Annotated in this window: 16 protein-coding genes and 1 pseudogene; 8 read left to right on the top strand and 9 right to left on the bottom strand. The window is 61.0% G+C overall.

What is annotated here, in order from left to right:
- Window positions 1-2 precede the first annotated feature (2 nt).
- Window positions 3-584 carry a YjfI family protein gene (locus tag C9990_RS03320; RefSeq protein ID WP_106802519.1) on the bottom strand — a complete coding sequence of 194 codons (582 nt, stop codon included), beginning with the start codon at window positions 582-584 and terminating at the stop codon, window positions 3-5.
- 370 nt (window positions 585-954) lie between these two features.
- On the opposite strand from C9990_RS03320, the gene ycaC reads away from it, so the two are divergent.
- From ycaC to C9990_RS03280, 8 genes and pseudogenes are all read left to right on the top strand, one after another.
- Window positions 955-1,587, top strand: a complete 633-nt coding sequence (gene ycaC / locus C9990_RS03315) for an isochorismate family cysteine hydrolase YcaC (RefSeq protein ID WP_065909998.1) — start codon at window positions 955-957, stop codon at window positions 1,585-1,587.
- A gap of 374 nt (window positions 1,588-1,961) precedes the next feature.
- Window positions 1,962-6,530: an RHS repeat-associated core domain-containing protein gene (locus C9990_RS03310; RefSeq protein ID WP_106802518.1), complete on the top strand. Its 4,569-nt coding sequence runs from the start codon at window positions 1,962-1,964 to the stop codon at window positions 6,528-6,530.
- Complete coding sequence (locus C9990_RS03305; RefSeq protein ID WP_106802517.1) at window positions 6,527-6,970, top strand: hypothetical protein; 444 nt, start codon at window positions 6,527-6,529, stop codon at window positions 6,968-6,970. The genes C9990_RS03310 and C9990_RS03305 overlap by 4 nt, the downstream gene beginning before the upstream one ends.
- A 263-nt stretch (window positions 6,971-7,233) precedes the next feature.
- Window positions 7,234-7,876 (top strand): annotated as a pseudogene (locus tag C9990_RS03300) (DUF4172 domain-containing protein); the annotation flags it as partial.
- Window positions 7,877-7,953: 77 nt separating this feature from the next.
- On the top strand, window positions 7,954-8,196 hold the full coding sequence (locus C9990_RS03295) for an exodeoxyribonuclease VII small subunit (RefSeq protein WP_003176346.1): 243 nt from the start codon (window positions 7,954-7,956) through the stop codon (window positions 8,194-8,196).
- Window positions 8,193-9,080 (top strand): (2E,6E)-farnesyl diphosphate synthase, encoded by an 888-nt coding sequence (gene ispA, locus C9990_RS03290; RefSeq protein WP_065909986.1) that lies wholly within the window; start codon window positions 8,193-8,195, stop codon window positions 9,078-9,080. Before C9990_RS03295 ends, ispA begins: the two co-directional genes overlap by 4 nt.
- A 110-nt stretch (window positions 9,081-9,190) precedes the next feature.
- A complete protein-coding gene (gene dxs, locus C9990_RS03285) occupies window positions 9,191-11,089 on the top strand; it encodes a 1-deoxy-D-xylulose-5-phosphate synthase (RefSeq protein ID WP_106802516.1) in 1,899 nt (632 codons plus the stop codon).
- A gap of 136 nt (window positions 11,090-11,225) precedes the next feature.
- Window positions 11,226-13,127: a TonB-dependent receptor domain-containing protein gene (locus C9990_RS03280; protein WP_106802515.1), complete on the top strand. Its 1,902-nt coding sequence runs from the start codon at window positions 11,226-11,228 to the stop codon at window positions 13,125-13,127.
- 91 nt (window positions 13,128-13,218) lie between these two features.
- Here the strand turns inward: C9990_RS03280 and C9990_RS03275 are convergent, their stop codons facing one another.
- The 8 genes from C9990_RS03275 to ribBA form a co-directional block, all read right to left on the bottom strand.
- Entirely contained in the window at window positions 13,219-14,007 is a 789-nt protein-coding gene (locus C9990_RS03275) for a cobalamin-binding protein (protein WP_106802514.1), read from the bottom strand.
- Window positions 14,004-14,423: an MFS transporter gene (locus tag C9990_RS03270; RefSeq protein WP_065909981.1), complete on the bottom strand. Its 420-nt coding sequence runs from the start codon at window positions 14,421-14,423 to the stop codon at window positions 14,004-14,006. The genes C9990_RS03275 and C9990_RS03270 overlap by 4 nt, the downstream gene beginning before the upstream one ends.
- Window positions 14,420-15,037, bottom strand: a complete 618-nt coding sequence (gene ribA, locus C9990_RS03265; RefSeq protein WP_065909979.1) for a GTP cyclohydrolase II — start codon at window positions 15,035-15,037, stop codon at window positions 14,420-14,422. The genes C9990_RS03270 and ribA overlap by 4 nt, the downstream gene beginning before the upstream one ends.
- A gap of 129 nt (window positions 15,038-15,166) precedes the next feature.
- Window positions 15,167-15,895, bottom strand: coding sequence for an ABC transporter substrate-binding protein (locus tag C9990_RS03260; protein ID WP_106802513.1), 729 nt, complete (start codon window positions 15,893-15,895; stop codon window positions 15,167-15,169).
- Window positions 15,896-15,961: 66 nt separating this feature from the next.
- Window positions 15,962-16,927 (bottom strand): thiamine-phosphate kinase, encoded by a 966-nt coding sequence (gene thiL, locus C9990_RS03255; protein ID WP_106802512.1) that lies wholly within the window; start codon window positions 16,925-16,927, stop codon window positions 15,962-15,964.
- 17 nt (window positions 16,928-16,944) lie between these two features.
- Window positions 16,945-17,445 carry a transcription antitermination factor NusB gene (nusB, locus tag C9990_RS03250; RefSeq protein WP_044269051.1) on the bottom strand — a complete coding sequence of 167 codons (501 nt, stop codon included), beginning with the start codon at window positions 17,443-17,445 and terminating at the stop codon, window positions 16,945-16,947.
- Window positions 17,442-17,918, bottom strand: coding sequence for a 6,7-dimethyl-8-ribityllumazine synthase (ribE, locus tag C9990_RS03245; protein ID WP_003176356.1), 477 nt, complete (start codon window positions 17,916-17,918; stop codon window positions 17,442-17,444). Before ribE ends, nusB begins: the two co-directional genes overlap by 4 nt.
- A gap of 88 nt (window positions 17,919-18,006) precedes the next feature.
- Window positions 18,007-19,098, bottom strand: coding sequence for a bifunctional 3,4-dihydroxy-2-butanone-4-phosphate synthase/GTP cyclohydrolase II (ribBA, locus tag C9990_RS03240; RefSeq protein ID WP_065909973.1), 1,092 nt, complete (start codon window positions 19,096-19,098; stop codon window positions 18,007-18,009).
- Between the last annotated feature and the right edge of the window lie 9 nt (window positions 19,099-19,107).

Genomic DNA, 19,107 nt, shown 5'->3' with positions numbered 1-19,107 from the left:
ACTTAATTGAAGAAACGTTCGAAGGCTTCGCTGGCGCGTTGCACGTTGTCGACGAGGGTTTTCACCTCGGTCACGATATTGGTCAGGCTGGAGTCGGAGCTCAACGCGCCGAACATGTTGTAGACCACCTGCCCGTTCGGCATGGACTCGATACCGATCGAGGACAGCGGGAACATTTCCCGGCTGCGCAACACCGCGTCATTGAACTTAGCGACGTCATTGATGGACTCGACATCGACCAGCACGGTATCCACGATGATCTGCTCGCCCACCACCGCGATGTAAATCGGCAAGCCACCGAAGTCGTTCATTTCCAGCTTGATGCTGGACTCGGAGCCTTGAACGAGAGAAAGCGTAATGTCGTTGGAGACCACTTCATCCAGGGCCTGGAAGGCCGTGAAGAGGCGATCGATATTCCAGTTGGTACCTGCGCTCATGAAATTCTCCGACATGAATGAGCCAGCCAGAATCGGCTGGCGAAGCTGTTTCTCCATCTGCTTGAGCAGGCTTCGGTTTTCGGGAAGCACCCAAGTTTCGTGTTTCACGTAGCCGGCGGCCGCCAGGCCTGCGCGCATCTGCTTCATGTAAAAGCTCGATGGTTTTTTCGCAGACGGCTTCAAGCGCTCTCCCTGAAGGCTTGCTGGATCGGAATCGAGCCCGGCGGGCGGGTTCGATGGAGAGCTGCTTTTCATGGTACTGACCTCGGTGTGAAAAACTCACGCGTGAGAAAATCTACAGGCTATTTCTGCCGCACTCAATAGCTCACGCGTGAGATTTTTCTCCTTACATTTTCATGTCACTAAAAAGACCTGTCCTCTTGCCCACCCGACAATTGTCTCTTCTGAGTTGACGGTATTACCTGTCCCAGCCGATTTATCCTCTGCAGCCCACCTATTAATCTGTGCCCATGTTGAACGCATCGCCCAACCAACCTAAACAAAAAAGGATTCAACCATGAGCACTGCAACCTACAACCGCTTGAACAAAGACGACGCCATCGTACTGCTGGTCGACCACCAGACCGGCCTGATCTCCCTGGTCCAGGACTTCTCGCCCAACGAGTTCAAGAACAACGTGCTGGCCCTGGCCGACCTGGCGAAGTTCTTCAACCTGCCGACGATCCTCACCACCAGCTTCGAGCAAGGCCCCAATGGCCCGCTGGTACCAGAGTTGAAAGCGATGTTCCCGGACGCGCCGTATATCGCTCGCCCTGGTCAGATCAACGCGTGGGACAACGAAGACTTCGTCAAGGCAATCAAGGCCACCGGCCGCAAGCAGATCATCATCGCCGGCGTGGTCACGGATGTGTGCGTAGCGTTCCCGACCTTGTCGGCGCTGGCGGAAGGGTTTGAGGTGTTTGTGGTGACCGATGCTTCCGGCACCTTCAACACCACGGTGCAGCAGGCCGCATGGAGCCGTATGACACAGGCCGGTGCACAGTTGATGAACTGGTTCTCGGTAGCGTGTGAGTTGCAGGGCGACTGGCGCAACGACATTGAAGGCCTGGGGAATCTGTTGTCGCAGCGTATTCCGAACTATCGCAACTTGATGAATGGGTATGCGGCGCTGACGGCTCATCAGCAGTAAGTCAGCCGAGATTCGCGACAAGCCTGCCCTGAAAAGCAGGCTTTCGTTGTTTCAGGCACGCCTTGAGTCTCACCTATACGCGCTGCGCCCTCACGACACTTGCCATCGCCCGCGATAAGCGAGAGCTGTCCACGCCAATTGCCGCGTTGCAAAGAATGCAGACGCAGCCGGTGGAATTTGAAACCCCGCTAAAAAGAAGCAGCGGGCACTGTTCGTCAATGAGCAAGGTCGCCATTGGAGGTAGCAATCGGCTGTGAGTTAGCGCTGACTTTTACGCTTCAGTAGTAAGCCCTTTCTGATTTTCCCCGCCGTTCATCCAGCCGCTTTTTACTGCGGCAGACTCCGACGCCTTGCCCTCTGCCGAGACGTCACGGATGACCAACGCTTCCCACATTGCCTCTATCGAACATGAGCTGGATGGCTTTCATCAGAGCCTGGTGACTTATCGCCAGCAGATGGGCGCCTGGTATTCGCAGGCGCTGGATTCGATGAGCCATGCGGCGGATATGCCGTCGTTGCTGGGAATGGATCGGGTGGTGCGCGTCGGTGACTCGCAGACAACCGTGAGCATGAGCGACCCGAACTTTATCGGCAGTGTTGCCGTGTGCCCGTTGGGCGGCGAGCTGAAGATAGAGAGCAAATTCGACTCGGTGTATGACGTGCCGATTGGCGACATTCCGGTCGAGGTGATCGGGCTGGATGACGGCAGTTCCACGCGAGTCATGCTGGATGAGCATGGCAAGGGCTCACACCACTGCGCCGCGGGCGGGCGCTATCAGGTGCGGGTACAGGGCGCAGTTTCCGAGGAGCAGGTGGATGCGCTCTTCGCCTCCTACTCCGGACTGATGGCGGACCTGGAGCGGTGGCTTCGCGAACAGTGGCAAGGCTTCAAGCCGCATTGGCAGCAGTCCACGGCCAGTGCGATTGGCAGCGGCGTGCTGGCGGGCAGTTGGGCCGCGATCCGGGACGTGTGGGACAGCATCCAGCTGGTGCAGGCGATTCTTGCAGACCCGTTGAAGTACGTCGAACAGCTGGGGGCTGAAGCGGCCAAGCTCGCACAAATCGCCACCGATGCGCCCAAGGTCATGGAACAGGCGATGTTGCTCGCCAGTGATGAGGCGGCGCTGTTCCTGCTGGTGCGCACGGCGATGATCTGGTTGGACGCATTGCCGCCCAGTGAGATTGCGCAAGTGGCCGCTGGGTTTGTGGTGTCGCTGCTGATTGACCTGGTGATTGGCGCGGTGCTGACCATCGCATTGCCAGCGGCGGCTGTGGCGTATTTGAGCCTGCGGCTGGCCAGGTATGGCGCACAGATTGTTAAGGCGGCTGTAGGTTTTGTTCAGAGCGTGCTGGAGATTCTGACGAAATTCATGCGGGCGGTGGATCGCTACAAGGCGGTAGCGGTTCGCGGCGTGGTCGGCGGGGTGAAGCAAGGCACGCTGCAGATGCGCTGGCGGGCGCGGCAGAACGCGGTGCTGAAGCAAAAAGAGCGTGTGGATGATGTGCCTGTTTCGGGGAAGAACCTGAACGGGGACTCGGCAGCGCCTGCGGATAAGACCGCCACTAATGGCTGCCCGGTGTCGATGGTGACGGGCGAGGAATTGCTCACCCTGACTGATGGGGCGCTGGACGGAATCTTGTCGTTTGAGTGGAGCCGCTTGTACCGCACCAGCGCGGTCGAAGTGGATGGCGGGTTGGGGTTTGGCTGGAGTCACTCGTTGGCGCATCGGCTGAGTGTTTCCGGTGATTCGGTGGTGTGGACCGATCATGAAAACCGCTCGACCACCCTGCCCTTGCCATCTGTTTCTCGCCCAGCAATCACCAATAGCCTGGCTGAAGCGGCGATTTACCTGGGGACGTTGCCCGATGAACTGGTGTTGGCCCAGGCGTCGCGCTTTTACCACTTTCGCGACGGCATACTGACCGCGATCAGCGATGCGTATGACAACCGGCTGCGCATTGCCCGGGATCTTTTGGGGCGCATTGAGCGGCTGGATAACGGTGTCGGGCGTTCGCTGTTCCTGCGTTATGAGTTGGGTCGCATCGTGGCGGTGGACTACCAGATCCAGCGCGCCAAGGGCCATGCCCCTTTCGAGTGGATGACTGAGCACAACGTTGTTTCCTACGCCTATGACGACCTAGGCCGACTGGTCTCGGCGACCAATGCCGTCGGCGAAAGCGAGGTTTATCGGTACGACGATCAGCACGTCATTCTTGAACGGCAGTTGGCCGGTGGCGCGAGTTTTTTCTGGGCGTGGGAACGGGCTGGCAAGGCCGCGCGCTGTGTCCGCCACTGGGCGAGCTTTTCGCAGATGGACACGCGTTATGCCTGGGATGACCACGGGCAGGTCACGGTGTTTAACGCTGATGGCAGCCAGGAAGTCTACGTGCATGACCAGCGGGCGCGGCTGGTGCAGCGCATTGATCCGGATGGTGCCGAGCATTTCAGATCCTACGACGCCAAAGGCCGGCTGACGGTTGAGCAGGATCCGCTCGGAGCGGTGACGGCGTATCAGTACGACGAAGCCGGACGTTTGGTGGCGGTGTTTCCGGGGGACGATGAGCCGACGTCCTACGAGCATGACAATGGGTTCGTACGGGTTGTAAGGCGTGGTGAGGCTGCCTGGAAATATGAGCGTAATGATCAGGGCGATATCGTTCGTAAGACTGATCCCGACGGCAACGTAACGGACTACAGCTACGACAAGCAGGGACAACTGACCGGAGTTTGGTTTCCCGACAACAGCTGCCATCGGCTGGTGTGGAATGAGCGTGGTCAGTTGCTGGAAGAACAACTGCCAAATGGCGGCGTCAAGCACTACCGCTATGACGATCTCGGGCGGCAGGTGGCGCGTGAGGATGCGCATGGGGCGCTGACCGAGTATCAGTGGGACAGCGTCAGTCGATTGACTCGTGTCGTGTTGCCCGGCGGTGCTTTTAGAGAATACAGCTATAACCCCTACGGAAAGATCACCTCCGAGCGTGATGAGCTGGGGCATGTCACCCGCTACGAATATGCCGATGGGTTGCACCTGATCAGCCGGCGCATCAATGCCGATGGCAGCCAGGTTAAATACCGTTACGACAACGTGCGGCTGTTGCTCACCGAAATCGAAAACGAGGTTGGCGAAACCTACACACTCGACTATCACCTCAATGGCCTGATCCAGCAGGAAGTCGGCTTTGACGGCCAACGGACGGCTTATGCCTACGACCTCAACGGCAACCTGCAGGAAAAAACCGAGCACGGCGACGATGGCAGTCAGCTGGTTACCCGTTATGAGCGAGATCACGCTGGCCGTCTCGTAAGAAAAGTACTTCCCGATGCCAGCGTCGTCGATTATGCCTACGACCGCCAAGGCAACCTCCTTAGCGTCGACGATGGCCACTGGGCACTCGCCTACGAATACGACCCACAAAACCGCCTCACCGCCGAACACCAGGGCTGGGGCACCTTGCGCTACGGCTACGATGCCTGTGGGCAGCTGCAACACTTGCGTCTGCCCGACAACAATCGCGTGGTGTTCAATCACGCCAAGGGCGGCCACCTGTCCACCGTCGAACTGAACGGTGAAGTCCTTACTGCTCACCTATTCAAAGCCGGTCAGGAACACCAACGCCAACAAGGCCAGTTGATCAGCCACTACCACTACGACGACCAGCAGCGCCTGCACGCCCATGCCGTCAGTCAACAGCAGCACACCCTTTACCAACGCCAGTACGACTACGACAAATCCGGCAACCTCACCCGCCTGCTCGACACCCGCAAAGGCGAACACCACTACCACTACGACCCCCTCGCCCGCCTGACCCGCGCCGACCACTCGCAGGATGTGCAAGAACGCTTCGGCCACGACCCAGCCAGCAACCTGCTGATGCAAGACCGTCCCGGTCCGGACATCGTCGCGGGCAATCGGCTGATGATCCAGGGCGACCGCCATTACGACTATGACGCCTTCGGCAACCTGATCCGCGAACGACGTGGCCGTGGGCACGCGCTCATCACCGAATATCGCTACGACTGCCAGCACCGCCTCATCGGAATCACCCAACCCAACGGCCAAACCGCGACCTACCGCTATGACCCGTTTGGACGGCGGATCAGCAAAACCGTTGATGGGACAACCACGGAGTTTTTCTGGCAAGGCGACAAGCTGATTGCTGAGCATCACGCGGATCGTCATCGCAGCTATCTCTACGAACCCGACAGCTTTCGGCCGCTGGCGTTGCTCGAGGGCTTCGGCCCAAAGGCCACCAAGCCCTACCACTACCAACTCGACCACCTGGGCACCCCACAAGAACTCACCGCCCCGGATGGCAAAATCGTCTGGTCCGCGCATTACCGTGCCTACGGAGAAATCAGCCGCCTAGACATAGGAAAAATCGACAACCCGCTGCGTTTCCAAGGCCAGTACTTTGACCAGGAAAGCGGGCTGCACTACAACCGCCATCGCTACTACAATCCGGATGTTGGCCGCTACCTGACGCCGGACCCGGTGAAGCTGGCGGGTGGGATTAACGGTTACCAGTACGCGCCCAATCCCACGGGGTGGATAGACCCGCTGGGATTAACTTGCATATCCGGGAGGTGCCCAGGACAACGAGACAAAGCGTCAGCGAACAAACATGAGCAAAAGCCTCCAGAAGCTAGCGACTCTATCCGGTCGTCAACATATGAACAGGCAGCAAATAAAGCATTGGATTGGCTGCTGGAAAATAATTTCCGCGCAGAAAAGCCAACTCTGGGCAGGTTCGGCCCACGCAAAGGGGAGCCAGTTGGAATGCAAACGGCTGACGGTAAAACTGGCTACCGCGTTGAGCATGACGACAAAAGCGGCGCTCATATAAACGTTTGGTCTGCGAAGAAAAAGGGACCACACTACCTTTTTGAGGCCAGCCCAAAAACCGTATTACAACTGACTAAAAGGTTCGCAAAAGAATGAGCTATTTTGATGACGAGCTAATTTCGGAATTGAGATCCCACAACATTGCCTTTAATATTCTCCCAGCAAATGATCACGCTTCCATTGTTAGAGAGATCAATGAAAATATCCCGTTCTCAGGAAGCAAAATTGCCTGGAGCAAATTAAGCAACAGCATGAACTTTGGGAGCGACCTTACGGACTCGCCGACCTCACATCTGGCCAAAGAAATCAAAAAAGTCGCCGACGACAAAATAATTATTGTGGGTGATTCGGTTTGTGACGACGCTTACTGCATAAACCTCGAACAACTAGAAGAAGCACTAAGAATTTTCTCCGAAATACCACAGCACACATATATAGTTCAAGAACAGCTAGACTGGATTGCTTGCATTTCCTTTGAGGGCGATATCGACTTTGCACTATTGAAGCCCGCTACACCACCGCCCCCCAAGCTTTGAAAACTGATGGATGATAGCCTTATAGAGAAACCAGCTGACACAAATGAAGTTAATCTTCGCAGCACAAATCTTACTTTAGGCCGCAGGTATTCACGGACAAAACCACAGAGAAAACCCCCTGCAAAACAAATGAAATAAAGTAAGTATTATTACAACAAATAGGATCCTAGCCTTTCACAAAAAACCCATTAAGTCTGAAGCTAGTGAAACGAAAAAGCTGCTGCTTTAGGGCGAGCAATACCGGAGAGGGAATCTTCCAGTGGTTGCTGACAGTGATCGGCTCCGTCAGCCAGGCAGTCAGCGCACAGAATGAAATGGATGCACTGCTGCAAAACATCCTGACGTCCTCGGCGATTGGGGGGTGAGCAGTTAAATATCGGCTTGGGGCGCTCGTCCCTGACAAGGCGGATGGGCCTGGAGCCGATGAAAGATAGTCAGGGAAGCCGCCGCAGCGAAGGCGTTGCCGAGTGATGATGGATGCCACTCAACTATTCACCTAACCTTTTACCCTCACCCACTTATTGAAATGGCATCACTTATTGTTCCCGCCCCCGGAAGCAGGCTATGTCGCCAGAGCGCTCAATATCGGGCCATTGAGGGGGGACGAGCCGAAGCAGGTGGTGTCTGGCCGGCTTGATCGGATATTGGACAAAAGCCGTTTCTCGCAGCGACACCGTGACCTCGCGTTGTCTGCCGAACAAATCAAGGTGCTCAATCGACTGCTCGAAGACGATGAAAAGGGCGTTGAGCACGGGATCAGCGCTGCGCAGTACCAACTGGTTGCGAAGGTGTCCAAGGCCACGGCGACGCGTCACCTGGCTGATCTGCTGGAAAAAAGGCTACCTGATGCGATTGCCCGCTGGAGGCCGCAGCACGCGCTATCAGATCAATGGCGGGGGCGTTTGAAGCGCGCCCGCTCATTTGCCCGCAGGCCCCATGTCTGCTAGTGTCGCGCCGGTTTACCGTCTACCGGAATAGCCGCCATGGCCCGCAAAAAAGTTGCACTCGATTTCGAACAATCCCTCGCCGACCTGCAAACCCTGGTCGAGCGTCTGGAGAACGGCGAGCTGTCGCTGGAAGACTCGCTGACGGCGTTTGAGCAAGGTATCGGCCTGACCCGCGACTGCCAGAGCGCCTTGGCGCAGGCGGAGCAGAAGGTGCAGGTCCTGCTGGAACGTGACGGGGAGTTGGCCGAAGAACCTTTCGATGCGGAACAGCCGGAATGATCGACGCGTATCAGGCCAGTAGCCAAGCCCGGGTAAATGCGGCGCTGGAGCCCTTGTTTGTTGCGCCAAGCCCGGAAATGACGCGTCTGTATGAAGCCATGCGCTACAGCGTGATGAATGGCGGCAAGCGTGTGCGCCCGCTGCTGGCCTACGCGGCCTGCGAAGCCCTGGGAGCGCCTGCCGAAGAGGCGAATGGCGCGGCCTGTGCGGTGGAGCTGATTCACGCCTATTCCCTGGTGCATGACGATTTGCCGGCGATGGACGACGACGATCTGCGTCGCGGCCAGCCGACCACCCACAAAGCGTTCGATGAAGCCTATGCGATCCTGGCCGGCGATGGCCTGCAGAGCCTGGCGTTCAGCGCGTTGCTGGACCCGGCGCTGAGCAGCGTCAATGCCGAGATCCGGTTGCGCATGGTCACCGCCCTGGCCCACGCCGCAGGCCCGGCCGGCATGGTAGGCGGGCAGGCGATCGACATGGGCTCGGTCAGCCTCAAGCTGGACCAGCAAGCCCTCGAGCACATGCATCGCCACAAGACCGGCGCACTGATCGAAGCCGCCGTGCACCTCGGCGCCCTGGCCAGCGGGCGTGCCGAAGCCGCGCAATTGGCGGCCCTGACCACCTATTCCCGGGCCATCGGCCTGGCGTTCCAGGTGCAGGACGATATTCTCGACGTCGAAAGTGACACCGCCACCCTGGGCAAGCGCCAAGGTGCGGATATCGCACGGGACAAACCGACTTATCCTGCGTTGCTCGGCCTTGAAGCCGCCAAGGCCTATGCCCTGGAACTGCGTGACCAGGCCCTGGACGCCCTGCGACCTTTCGACGCGGCGGCCGAGCCCCTGCGCGGCCTGGCGCGGTATATCGTCGAACGCCGCCACTGATAACGGCGGCTATTGCAGCCGCATATCAGCCAAGTTCGGCGCTCTGCGTGGGCAGTTTGCGATGCTTGAGGTAAACTGCCGCCTCTTCTATACCTATAACGATTCGCCTGATGCCCACGACGTTCCAAGAGATTCCCCGCAAGCGCCCGTCCACGCCCCTGCTCGACCGTGCTGCCACGCCGGCCGGCCTGCGTCGACTGGGTGAAGCCGAGCTGGAAACCCTGGCCGATGAACTGCGCCTGGAATTGCTCTACACGGTCGGCCAGACCGGTGGGCATTTCGGTGCCGGCCTGGGCGTCATCGAGCTGACCATCGCGTTGCACTACGTATTCGACACCCCGGACGACCGGCTGGTGTGGGACGTGGGCCACCAGGCGTATCCGCATAAAATCCTTACCGGCCGTCGCGAGCGCATGGGCACCCTGCGCCAGAAGGACGGGATCGCGGCCTTCCCGCGTCGCTCCGAGAGCGAGTACGACACCTTTGGCGTCGGCCACTCCAGCACCTCGATCAGTGCAGCGCTGGGCATGGCCATTGCCGCCCGCCTGCAAGGCAGCGACCGCAAGGCGATTGCCGTGATCGGCGACGGCGCGTTGACCGCCGGCATGGCCTTCGAGGCGCTGAACCACGCGCCGGAAGTGGACGCCAACATGCTGGTGATCCTCAACGACAACGACATGTCGATCTCGCGCAATGTCGGCGGCCTGTCCAACTACCTGGCCAAGATCCTCTCCAGCCGTACTTACGCCAGCATGCGCGAAGGCAGCAAGAAAGTGCTCTCGCGTCTGCCCGGCGCGTGGGAAATTGCCCGCCGTACCGAAGAATATGCCAAGGGCATGCTGGTCCCCGGCACCCTGTTCGAAGAGCTGGGCTGGAACTACATCGGCCCGATCGACGGCCATGACCTGCCGACCCTGATCGCCACGCTGCGCAACATGCGTGACCTCAAGGGCCCGCAGTTCCTGCACATCGTCACCAAGAAGGGCAAGGGTTTCGCCCCGGCGGAAGTCGACCCGATTGGTTACCACGCGATCACCAAGCTCGAACCCGTCGATGCACCCGCCGCCGCGCCGAAAAAAGCCAGCGGGCCGAAGTATTCCGGTGTGTTCGGTGAATGGCTGTGCGACATGGCCGCCGCCGACCCGCGCCTGGTGGGCATTACCCCGGCAATGAAGGAAGGCTCCGACCTGGTGGCCTTCAGCGAGCGTTTCCCGCTGCGCTACTTCGACGTGGCGATTGCCGAGCAGCACGCGGTGACCTTCGCCGCCGGCATGGCCTGTGAAGGCGCCAAGCCAGTGGTCGCGATCTACTCCACCTTCCTGCAACGCGGCTATGACCAACTGGTCCACGATGTGGCGGTGCAGAACCTCGACGTGCTGTTCGCCATCGACCGCGCCGGTTTGGTCGGCGAAGACGGCCCGACGCACGCTGGCAGCTTCGATCTGTCCTACCTGCGCTGCATCCCCGGCATGCTGGTGATGACACCGAGCGACGAAAACGAATTGCGCAAGATGCTCAGCACCGGCCACCTGTACAACGGCCCGGCTGCCGTGCGCTACCCACGTGGCAACGGCCCGAATGCGTTGATCGAGAAAGACCTCGAGCCAATCGAGATCGGCAAGGGCATCGTGCGTCGCCAAGGCAGCAAGACTGCGTTCCTGGTGTTCGGCGTGCAGCTGGCCGAAGCCTTGAAAGTCGCCGATAAAATCGACGCGACCGTGGTCGACATGCGCTTCGTCAAACCCCTGGATGAAGCCCTCGTGCGCGAAATTGCCGGCAGCCATGAGTTGCTGGTGACTGTCGAAGAAAACGCCATCATGGGTGGCGCTGGGGCGGCGGTCAGCGAGTTCCTGGCACGCGAGAACATCCTCAAGTCGGTGTTGCACCTGGGCTTGCCGGATGTGTACGTCGAACATGCCAAGCCGGCGCAGATGCTCGCTGAGTGCGGGTTGGATGAGGCCGGCATCGAAGCATCGGTGCGCGAGCGCCTGGCACTGCTCGGCCTGTAACCCCGAATCACCTGTAGGCGCTGGCTTGCCTGCGATAGCATCATCTCGGCCTCACTGAAAAACCGAGGTGCCTGCATCGCAGGCAAACCAGCACCTACATTGGTTTCGTGCCGTGTTCAAATGCAATGGACAGCCCATGAGTCGCCTTCGCTTCGCCCTGCCCTTACTTCTCCTGCCCGCCAACGACCTGCTCGCCGATACCTTCGAGCGCGACGACGCCCTGAAACTCCCCGACGTCGTCATCAGCGCCAACCGCCAGGTCCAGGCGCGCAACGACAGCAGCGCTGCCAACACCGTATTCACCCGCGACGACATCGACCGCCTGCAGCCCACCAGCCTCACCGACCTGCTCAGCCGCGTGCCCGGCGTGCAAGTCGCGCCCACTGGTGGCCGTGGCAGCTTGCCGGGCATTTACATTCGCGGCACCAAATCCGCACAAAGCCTGGTACTGGTGGACGGCCAGCGCATCGCCAACACCACCTCCGGCGACAGCGGCCTGCAGTACTTGAATGTCGACCAGATCGAGCGGGTGGAAGTGCTGCGCGGCTCGCGCTCGGTGATCTACGGCAGCGACGCGATTGGCGGGGTGATCCAGGTGTTTACCCGGCGCAACGCCGAGCAAGGCCTGCAACCGCGCATGAAGCTCGGGTTTGGCAGCAACGGGACTTGGGAGCGCAGCCTCGGCGTATCCGGCGGCGACGAACACACGCGCTTCAACTTGGGTGCGAGCCTGGATGAAACCGCAGGCATCAATTCGACCCACCAATCGTTTCCCAGCGATGGCGATCATGATGCCTACCGCAATCAGTCCCTCAGCCTGAACCTCAGCCACGCGTTCAGCGACACGCTGGAGGCGGGTTTCAACCTGTTGGATAACCGCGGTAAATCGGAGTACGACAACAGCTTCGGCCGCTACGACGTCGCGACTCGCCAGACCGTTGGGCAAAAGCCCTACACCGATTACACCGTCAGCAGCGCCAGCGGCTATGTCGACGCCACGCTCAATCAGCACTGGCAATCGCGCCTGGAGCTGGGCCACAGCGAAAATCGCGATACCAAGCGCGATACCCTCAGCGATGATTCCAGTGTGTTCAACACCTATCGCGACTCGGTCAATTGGCAGAACGACCTGACGCTCAATGAGCACAACAGCCTGATCCTCGGCGGCGACTGGTACGAAGACCGCTTCCACGGCTCCACCACCTTTACCGAAAACAGCCGCTGGAACCGTGCCGCCTTTGTGCAGCATCGCTTTCGCGGGGAGTGGTTTTCCACCGAGCTGGGCCTGCGCCGCGACCAGAACCAGCAATTCGGCAGCCAGAACAGCTGGAGCGGCACCCTGACCGTGCCGGTCAACCCCGACAACGACCTGCTGCTGAGCTACAGCGAAGGCTTCCGTGCGCCGACTTTCAACGACCTGTACTACCCGCAGACGCAATACAGCAACCCCGACCTGCAACCCGAAACCTCCAAGAGCTACGAGCTGCAATGGCGCAGCCAATTGACTGACAGCACACGCCTGGAAGCCTCGCTGTACCGCACCGACTTGAGCGATGCGATTATCCTCGATCGCACCGGCAAGCCGCAGAACGTGGCGTCGGCGCGCATCAACGGGTTTGAAGCGGCGCTCAAGCAGGACCTGTTCGGCTGGCAAGGCAACCTTGGCCTCGCCGTCATCGACCCGCGCGACCGCGACAGCGGCCACACCCTGGCCCGCCGGGCGCGGCGCACAGTGAGCCTGGACTTGGATCGTCAATTCGATAAGTTGGGCCTGGGTGCCAGCTGGCAGGCGATCAGCAGCAGCTACGACGATGAAGACAATCGCAGTCGCCTGGGCGGGTATGCGCTGCTGGGGTTGCGCAGCAGTTGGGCATTGAACCGTGAAGTGTTGCTGTCGGTGAAGGTCGATAACCTGCTGGACAAGACGTACGCCCGCGCGATGTACAGCTACAACGACCCGGCGTTCCTGAACAATCACGATTATCGCGAAGAAGGCCGGGTGTGGATGTTTGGGGTGACCTGGACGCCTGAGATGTGAGGCGCGTGTGCAGGCCTCATCGCCGGCAAGCCAGCGTCTACGACGGGAATGCGCTCACCCTGTAGCAGCCGGCTTGCCGGCGATAGCAGTCTCACCGGCTCGGCGCAATCACCTCACACAGCCGCCCCACCGCCTCCAGCATCTGCCCGCTGGGCCGCTCCAAGCCTTTATCCGGCACCACGCGCACCCGTCCTGCCATCGCCGGCCAGACCTTCCAGGCCTGCAGCTGAGCCGGATCACCCACCAGGATCATCTCGGGATCACGCTGCAACACTGACTCGATGCTGACCTGCGGCGCGGGCAGCTTGAGATCGTCGAACACATTGCGCGCGCCGCACACATTCAACGCATCGCTGATGATCTGCCCGCCGCCCACGGTGTACAGCGGCTGGTCCCACACCTGGTAAAACACCCGCAATGGCTCGGCACGTTGATAGCGCTGGCGTAACTCGGCCAGGCGTTGGCGCAACTGCACCGCCAATTGCCGGCCGGCCTCGGCGCGGCCCAGCTGTTCGGCAATCGTCTGGACCTGGGTAGTGAGTTGTTCGAGGCTGTGGGGTTCGGCGACGAAAACCGGGATGTTCAGGCGCTGCAGCTGCTCGCGCTGGGCCGGGCCGACGCTGCCGGGCCAGAGCAGGATCAGGTCGGGCTTGAGGCTGAGCAGGCGCTCCATGTCCAACTGGCCGTACTTGCCAACCGACGGCACGTTGGCCAGCGCTTCCGGGCGCTCACCGCCATCGAGCACGCCGACCAGCAGGTCGGCAGCGCCCAGTTCAGCCACGATTTCAGATAAGGATGGCGCCAGGCTCACCACGCGCTCGGCCGCCCACGCCGGGGCACTCAGCGCCAGCAGCAGGACCGCCAGCCAGTGACGCTTCATCCCAGTTGACGGGGAATGCGGTAGAGGTAGAACAGCACCAGGGTCGACAGCGCCAGCAGAAACAGCGGCACCGCTTCCAGGCCGACGAACACCGCCAGCGCACCGATCCACGCGGGTATGGCAGCCACCAGCAACGCCGTGCGCCGGCGAGCCGCGAGGGTGATCCAGGCAGCCGGTTCTTCAGCGGTATCGAGGGCTTTGGCGGTGGCGATCAGCGCGTGTTTATAGCCGTGAAAGTAGCGCAGGCTGAGGAACATCGAGGCCACGCCGGCGATAAAGAATGGCATCGCCAGCACCGGCAGCAGGGACTCGGCCTGGCCAAACACCAGGTTGATCACGAACAGCGGAAGCAGCGCCAGGGCCAGGTACTGCCACCAGTTGAAGGACAGTCGCCGTTTCACCTGGCCGCGGGTCACGCGCGATCGACCTCGCCCTGATGCTCGTTGCCCATCATATGGTCGAGCTTGCTGGCCTTGGTCGCCAGGTAGAGCTTGTTATGCGGGTTGTGCCCGGTGTGCAGCGGCACGCGTTCGGCCACAGTGATGCCCATCTCGGTCAAGGCCTTGACCTTGCGCGGGTTGTTGGTCATCAGGCGCAGGGATTTGACGCCCAAGTGCTCGAGCATCGGCAGGCAGATCGCGTAGTCACGCTGATCCGCGGCGAAGCCCAGGCGCTCATTGGCCTCGACGGTATCGGCGCCGCCATCCTGCAGCTCGTAGGCGCGAATCTTGTTCAGCAAGCCAATGCCACGGCCTTCCTGACGCAGGTACAGCAGCACGCCACGGCCCTCACGGGCGATGGCCTGCAGCGCGGCTTCCAGTTGCGAACCGCAGTCGCAGCGCTGGCTGAACAGCGCGTCACCGGTCAGGCATTCGGAGTGCACGCGCCCCAGAACCGGCGCGCCATCAGCGATATCCCCCAGGCTGAGCACAACGTGCTCGCGACCGGTGGCTTCTTCGAGAAAGCCGTTCATGGTGAACGTGGCAAAAGGGGTAGGCAGCTTGGAAGCAGCGACGAAAACGACGGGCACCGTGTGCTCCTGATTTCAGTTTTTACAGTGGCGGCCATTGTAACAGCAGGTTCCTACAGACGCTTAAGCTGAATTATCGCTGATAAAGATCAATCGGTTCGATTGGCCTTCATCCCGGTTCTATGCCAGTCAGAACGGATACGGCTGTTTCCAGCGCTCGAAAATCGGCTTCAGCTCGGCATTTTTCACCAGGGTCGCCATGCGCTGGTCGAACAGTGCCATTAACCCCCGTCCACGCTCGTTGTCGGCAAACCCGACATACAACGGCAGTTCGGCAATGTGCGTCAGCCTGAAGCGCGCCGGGTCGTCGGCCTGCTTGAGGACGTAGGAAGCTTCGGTCAGGGCATCGATGTAGAAGTCGGCCCGGCCGTGCTGCAGCATCGGCAGAATGCCGTCGCGCCGCTGGATTTGGTCGAAACGGTGCACATTGGGCAAGTACTCCTCGTACTTGTAGCCGCGCACCCAGGCCAGGCGGTAATTGCCGAGGGTGGCCACGGTCGGCGTCGCGGTGCTGGCCAGGCCGAGGGCGTAGATATGATCGGAATCGAAGTTCCAGTGCGGGTACAACACACCCTGGGCTTCTTCGCGATAGGAACCGACCCAGCCATCCACCTCGCCACGCTGGGTCAGGCCGACCGAACGGGTATAAGGCACGGTGCGGGTCTGCAGCCTGATCCCCGCAGGCTCGAACACCTGACGCAGCACATCCCAGGCCAAGCCGCTGCCGTCGGCGTTGGTGTAGTCGTCCCAGGCCTCACTGGCCAGCAGCACCTTGCCGGGCACCACCGGCACTTCCCGCGCCTGGGTGGGCGCCGCGACGGCACACAGCAGTATCAGCAGCCAGCGGCGCACATCCATGGTGACGACCTCCTGCAAAGCCTTGCATCCGTGATAACGCTATAGAGGGTAGCGCAGCCCGCCGACTCAGGGCGCCTCGCGAAAATGCTGATAGCCGCGAACGGCCGGGGTGATGTCCTGCCCGGCGGCATCCAGCAGCGTCACGCCCTGCCCCGCCTCGACCCGTCCGATCACATGGATCGGCCAGCCGCCGGCCAGCAGCGGCGCCAACTCGACAGGTGGAAGGGTGAACGCCAGGACATAATCGTCGCCGCCGCTCAAGGCCGCCACGCGCGCGGCGTCATCACCGACAAACGCCAACAGCGGCGCCGACAACGGCAACCGCTCGCGCTCGATCAATAGGCTGACGGCCGATGCCTTGGCGATATGCCCGCAATCGGCCAGCAACCCGTCGGAGATATCCATCGCGGACGTAGCCTTGCCACGCAGCGCCAGCCCCAGCGCCAACTGCGGCTGCGGCGACCAGTAATGGGCCAGCAGCGGATCGGCGATGGCCGCGTCGGCGCTGCGCTGCCCCAGGACCAGCGGCAAGGCACCGGCGGCATTGCCGAGCTCACCGCCCACGCACAGCAGGTCGCCCGGCTGCGCACCGCTGCGGGTCAGCGCCTGCCCGGCGGGTACACGACCAAACACGGTCAGGGTCAGGCTCAACGGCCCGCGTGTGGTGTCGCCGCCCACCAGGCCCACACCGCAGCGTTGCGCCATGGCGTTCAAACCCTGGGCATAGCGTTGCAGCCAATCGGCATCGACCGTCGGTGTCGTCAGGGCAAGGGTAAACGCGAGGGGGTGGGCGCCCATGGCGGCCAGGTCGCTCACCGCCACGGCCAGCGAGCGCTGGCCGAGCAGGAACGGGTCACAGGGGTCGGCAAAGTGCACGCCGGCCACTAACGTATCGGTGGATATTGCCAACTGCTCCCCGGCAGGGAGCGCCAGCAGGGCGCAGTCATCGCCAATCCCCAGGGCAATGCCTTCGCCGCCCTGCGCACACGGCGCGGCGGCGAAGTAGGTGTGGATCAGCTCAAACTCACCCATGGGAACTCAAGCGCGGCTTAGCGCTTGTGTTCCTTCACTTCGGCTTCGCGCAGGCGCGGGGCCAGCTTGTCGAGCACGCCGTTGACGAACTTGTGGCCGTCGGTCGAACCGTAGACTTTCGCCAGTTCGATCCCTTCGTTGATCACCACTCGGTACGGCACATCGACGCGCTTGAGCAGTTCCCAGGTGGACAGGCGCATGACGCACAGTTCAACCGGGTCCAGTTCCTCGATGGTCAGGTCCAGGCAAGGTGCCAGGGCCGTATCGATCTCGGTCAGGTTGGCGTGGACGCCGTGCAGGATGTCGTGGAAGTAGCTCTGATCGGCGAACGTAAAGTCGTTGTCGACACGAAACTGTGCTTCGATTTCGTTCAGCGAAGCGCCTGCCAGGTGACGCTGGTACAGCGCCTGGGTCGCGAGCTGACGCGCCTTGCGACGCTTCTCGCTCTTGGAGGGCTTGCCGGCATCCGCAGGACGTGGCTCCTGAGGGTTGAACTGATCGCTCTCGTCGGAAATCACTTGGCCTCCAACTGCGACAGCAGGCTGACCATTTCCAGGGCGGACAGGGCAGCTTCAGCGCCTTTGTTACCGGCCTTGGTGCCGGAACGCTCGATGGCTTGCTCGATGGAATCCACGGTCAGCACGCCAAACGCAACCGGCACGCCGAACTCCATGGACACCTGGGCCAGGCCCTTGGTGCATTCGCCCGCCACGTATTCGAAGTGCGGAGTACCGCCACGAATGACCGCGCCCAGGGCGATGATCGCCGCGTATTCACCCTGTTGTGCAACTTTTTGCGCAACCAGTGGAATTTCGAAGGCGCCAGGCGCACGGATGATAGTGATGTCGCTCTCGCTCACACCGTGGCGAACCAGGGCGTCCACGGCACCGCTTACCAGGCTTTCAACCACGAAGCTGTTGAAGCGGCCAACCACCAGGGCATAGCGGCCTTTGGGGGCGATGAAGGTACCTTCGATGGTCTTCAGGGTCATTCGACAAATCTCTTAAAGAGCCGGGACGCGAAAAGTGCGTCCCTCAGTGATGATTTAACCGCGAACAAGGGGCAGGAATCGCCAGCCTTTATTCGGAGGGCACGTATTCTACAACTTCCAGGTCGAAACCGGATATCGCATTAAATTTCATTGGCGCACTCATCAGGCGCATTTTGCGCACACCGAGGTCGCGCAGGATCTGCGAACCGGCGCCGACGATGCTGTAGGTGGTCGGCGTCTTGACCTGGGCATGCTCGGCGGTTTCGCGAATATGCGCGAGCAGGACGTCGCCATCCACCGGGTTGCCGAGCAACAGCACCACACCACTGCCAGCCTCGGAAACCGCAGCCATGGCGGCGCGCAGGCTCCAGCGACCCGGTTGCTTGACCATCAGCAGGTCGCGCAGAGGGTCCATGTTGTGCACCCGCACCAGGGTCGGTTCGTCGGCGCAGATGGTGCCCAGGGTCAGGGCCATGTGCACGTCGCCTGCCACCGAATCACGGTAGGTCACCAGGTTGAATTGGCCCAGTTCGCTGTCCAGCGGCTGCTCGGCAATCCGCTGAACGGTACGTTCGTGGATCATGCGGTAGTGAATCAGGTCGGCAATCGTGCCGATCTTGATGCCGTGTTCAGCGGCGAAGGCTTCGAGTTCGGCGCGACGGGCCATGGTGCCGTCGTCGTTCATCACTTCGCAGATCACCCCGCTCGGCTCGAACCCGGCCATGCGCGCCAGGTCGCAGGCCGCTTCGGTGTGGCCGGCGCGCGCCAGGGTCCCGCCCGGCTGGGCCATCAGCGGGAAGATATGGCCGGGGCTGACGATGTCTTCAGCCTTGGCGTCTTTCGCGGCAGCCGCTTGCACGGTGCGCGCGCGGTCGGCGGCGGAGATACCGGTGGTGACGCCGGTGGTCGCTTCAATCGACACGGTGAACTTGGTGCCGAAGCCCGACCCATTGCGCGGCGCCATCAACGGCAGCTTGAGCAGTTCGCAGCGCTCACGGCTCATGGGCATGCAGATCAGCCCACGGGCGTGCTTGGCCATGAAGTTGATGTGCTCGGGCTTGCAGGCCTCGGCGGCCATGATGATGTCGCCTTCGTTCTCGCGGTCTTCGTCATCCATCAGGATGACCATCTTGCCTTGGCGGATGTCTTCAACCAGTTCTTCGATGCTATTGAGCGCCACGTGGCACCC

This window comes from Pseudomonas sp. S5D5, assembly GCF_003013355.1.
Taxonomy (GTDB): Bacteria; Pseudomonadota; Gammaproteobacteria; order Pseudomonadales; family Pseudomonadaceae; genus Aquipseudomonas; species Aquipseudomonas aylmerensis.
The sequence above is the reverse complement of the archived record's forward strand: the minus strand, read 5'-3'. Positions and strand labels throughout refer to the sequence as shown.